Source organism: Bradyrhizobium genomosp. III (genome assembly GCF_000261705.1).
In the GTDB taxonomy this organism is placed as follows: Bacteria; Pseudomonadota; Alphaproteobacteria; order Rhizobiales; family Xanthobacteraceae; genus Bradyrhizobium; species Bradyrhizobium ottawaense.
Map to the genome: position 1 here is coordinate 1 of NZ_AJQF01000115.1, position 3,155 is coordinate 3,155.

Annotated in this window: 2 protein-coding genes and 1 pseudogene; 2 read left to right on the forward strand and 1 reads right to left on the reverse strand. The window is 64.9% G+C overall.

The annotated features are described in order from the left end of the window. On the reverse strand, positions 1-279 hold a 279-nt coding region (locus IC66_RS0110460), incomplete at its 3' end, for a LysE family translocator (protein WP_038947576.1). Between the two features lie 248 nt (positions 280-527). On the opposite strand from IC66_RS0110460, the gene IC66_RS0110465 reads away from it, so the two are divergent. Beyond that, positions 528-2,324 carry an adenylate/guanylate cyclase domain-containing protein gene (locus IC66_RS0110465; protein WP_038947573.1) on the forward strand — a complete coding sequence of 599 codons (1,797 nt, stop codon included), beginning with the start codon at positions 528-530 and terminating at the stop codon, positions 2,322-2,324. A 196-nt stretch (positions 2,325-2,520) separates the two neighbouring features. Then, positions 2,521-3,155, forward strand: a pseudogene (locus IC66_RS0110470) (di-heme-cytochrome C peroxidase); the annotation flags it as partial.

A 3,155-nucleotide genomic window follows, 5' to 3' on the forward strand; every position in this document is an offset into this window, starting at 1 on the left:
CCACAGCATCTGAAGCCCGGTGAACACGAGATAGGCCGCCCCGACCAGCTTCAGGATCGAGAAGGCGGTCGACGAGGCCATCAGCAGGGCCGAAAGCCCGATCGCGGCGGCCGCGACATGGACGAAACAGCCGCAACTGATGCCGAATGCGGCCGCGGCGCCGCCCCGCCAGCCCATCTGCATGCTGCGACCGATGACGTAGACGGAATCAGGCCCCGGCGTGATGTTGAGCAGTACGCCCGACAGGATGAAGAGCCCGATTTCGTGAATGCCCAGCATGCAAATGTGCCCCCTGCCGCCCGTTCCGGCGGTCGCAATTCCGCTTAGTCGGTTCGGCCGCCGCCGTCCACCGCCGGGATTGCGGAGGATTTACCTCGAATTTGCAATGCGGATCATGCTTCCGCTCGGCCACATCTGCTTTATAAAGGCGAGGTTCTTGAAATGCGGGATTCGCGTCGACTTGCCACGCCGTGGCCAGTCCCAGATCCCTTCTCGATCCCTTCTCGATCCCTTGGAGCTTCCGGGATATGGAAAGACGTCTGGCCGCCATCGTCTGCGCCGATGTCGCCGGCTATTCGCGCATGATGGGCAGCGACGAGGCCGGCACCCATGCCGCCTTCAAGGCCCATCGCAGCGCGATCCACCCGATCATCCTCAATCACGGCGGCCGCGTCGTGAAGAACACCGGCGACGGCTTCCTGCTGGAGTTCCCTTCGATCGTCGGCGCCACCGAGGCCGCGATCGCGATGCAGACGCTGATGGCGGAGCGCAACCACCATCTGCCGGCCGACCGCGCCATGCAGTTCCGCCTCGGCATCCACATGGGCGACGTCATCGCCGATGAGGACGAGGTATTCGGTGACGATGTCAACATCGCCGTCCGCCTGGAGTCGGTCGCGAGCCCCGGCGGCTTTGCGATCTCGGCCAAGGCCTACAAGGAGGCGAGCAAGCATCTCAGCGTGCCGCTGGTCGATGCCGGCAATCATCGCTTCAAGAACATCAAGGATGCAATCGGGGTCTGGACCTGGACACCCGAGGGTGCACCGGCGCTCGCGCCCGAGCTCCGGGAGGCGTCCGCCCTCTCGCAACAGTACCGCACCGCGATCGTCGGCGTGCTGCCGTTCGCCAATCTCAGCGATGCCCAGGACGAGTATTTCTCCGACGGCCTCACCGAGGATCTCATCCACGCACTGTCGCTGCAATCCTTCTATCGCGTGCTGAGCCGCAACTCGACCTTCGCCTTCAAGGGCAGGAACACCAGCACCCGCCTGATCGCGCGCGAGATCGACGCCACCTATTTGATCCAGGGTTCGGTGCGGCGTGCCGGCGCCAAGATCCGCGTCACCGCCGAGCTGATCGCCCCGGAGACCGGCGAGCAGCTCTGGACCGGCCGTTACGACCGCGACATCGGCGACTTCTTCGCGATGCAGGACGAGATCACGACCAATTTGTCCGCCGCCATCGCCACCGAGATCGTCCGCGCCGAAGCCTCGGCGCCCGCGCGGCTCTCGACGGACGTCACCGCCTGGGATCGCTTCCTCAAGGGGCTGTCGCATTACTACCGGCAGACCAAGGAGGACCTGACTGCCGCCGTCGATCTGTTCCGGGAAGCCATCAGGGTCGATCCCAAGCTGTCGATCGCGCACGCCTATCTCGCCACGATCCAGATCCAGAGCATCCAGTTCGGCTGGGTCAAGGGCACGCGCGAGATGTGGGCCGAGGCGATGAACCTCGCCGAAACCAGCGTTCGGCTCGACCCGCGCTCGTCCTTTGCGTTCTCGATCCTGTCCTGGGCGCACGCCATGGAAGGGCATTACGAGGCGGCGATGGACGCGGCCAAGCGCGCGGTCGCGCTCAATCCCTACGACATGGGCGCGCGCGGCGTGCTCGGCATCTGCCATTTCGTCATCGGCGAGCACCGCGAGGCGATCGAACTGTTCTCGATGGCCGCGCAGCGCGACAACAGCGACCCGCGCTACCAATGGGCGGCGCTGAACGCCTTCAGTCATTATCTGTTGCGCCAATATGACGCGACCCTGTCATGGGCGCGCGAGCAGCTTTACATCAATCCCAACCACATGCAGGCGCTGGCGATCCGCGCCGCGGCCCTGGCACAATTGGGCCGGACCGCCGAGGCGAGCGAGGCGACGGGCGTGCTGATGGGCAATTACCCGACCCTCAATGTCGATCGTCACTTGCGCAACTTCCACTGGAAGCGGCCCGAGGATCTCGCCCACTATCGCGAGGGACTGCTGAAGGCCGGCGTGCCGCTCGGCAAGCTGACCCTGGTTCAGAGCGACGTCAAACGCGTCGCCGAGTCCTGACCGGCAGGCCACGGTCCCCCCGCAGCCGTTCCCTTAGGTCTTTGGCGAGACCCCGCCTGCACTTGTTGACAGGACAGTGAATTCGGCCACACTTCGCCACACGCTGAAGTAGTATAGTCTGCTGTCGGTTTGTTAGGACTTTCCGCGCTTGATCGGCGCCTCATTTCACGATTCGCTGTTTTCAGGATTTTGGGCCATGCATGACCCCGCTTCGAAACCGCCGTTCGACCCCTCGATCCAGGTCTCGCCGAACAATCCCTGCCCATTCCTGCGCGGCCTCGTCGGCGAGGGCTTTGTCGAGGGCGGCACTGTCCCGCTCGGCAAGCTGTCGGAGACGATCGCGAACGCGACCGGCGAAACCGGGCTGAAGAAGGCGTCTGCCCGGCTTCAGGTCCGCGGCGTGGCGCTCATCGCCAACGGTCTGGGTCACATCCTCAAGAGCATCTTTTCGGGCGCGCAGCTCGATGCGCTGCGCGGCGGCCCGCTGGACAAGCGCGGTGCCGGCTCGCGCATCCTCGGAGTCGACGGCAAGGTCAACGAGGACGAGATCGCGCGGCTCGCGAGTTTCGGCCGGACTTACACCGATCCGAACGGCGGCTCCGAGCTGGGCCTCAACGCCTCGGAAATCGACATCTTCATGCGCGACAACCTCAAGCGCGCCGGCAGCGCCGCGCGCTGGTACTACCCGCTGCTGATGAAGTTCGAATGGCCGATCCTCCTGAAGATCATCGGCAAGGGCAGGGGCGAGGATCGCTATCTCGGCGTTGCCGACGTGCGCACGCTGTTCAACGAGCGCCAATTCCCGGCGCGCATCAACGAGCGGCTGGGGCC

What these genes read in the sequence shown, in the direction of transcription:
- IC66_RS0110465 (WP_038947573.1), top strand. Translation starts at nt 528, where the DNA reads ATGGAAAGACGTCTGGCCGCCATCGTCTGCGCCGATGTCGCCGGCTAT.